At 40.4% G+C, this 230-nt stretch carries 1 rRNA gene; it reads left to right on the top strand.

Features of this window, described 5'->3' with window-relative positions:
• Nucleotides 1-107: 107 nt before the first annotated feature.
• Nucleotides 108-230: ribosomal RNA gene (locus LMC10_RS02080) — 23S ribosomal RNA — on the top strand; the annotation flags it as partial.

The following is a 230-nucleotide window of genomic DNA, read 5'->3' on the forward strand; positions in this document are numbered from 1 at the left end:
AATTTCTTTATTAACAAAACAATAAACCGAGAACACCGCGTTATTTGAGTTTTAATTAACGAATTATAATCGCTAACTCAATTAATCAGACAATCTTTGATTGTTTAGGTTAAGTTATGAAGGGCGCATGGTGAATGCCTTGGTACTAGGAGCCGATGAAGGACGGGACTAACACCGATATGCTTCGGGGAGCGGTAAGTACGCTTTGATCCGGAGATTTCCGAATGGGG

The organism is Limosilactobacillus reuteri subsp. simiae (assembly GCF_020784875.1).
Taxonomy (GTDB): domain Bacteria; phylum Bacillota; class Bacilli; order Lactobacillales; family Lactobacillaceae; genus Limosilactobacillus; species Limosilactobacillus reuteri_H.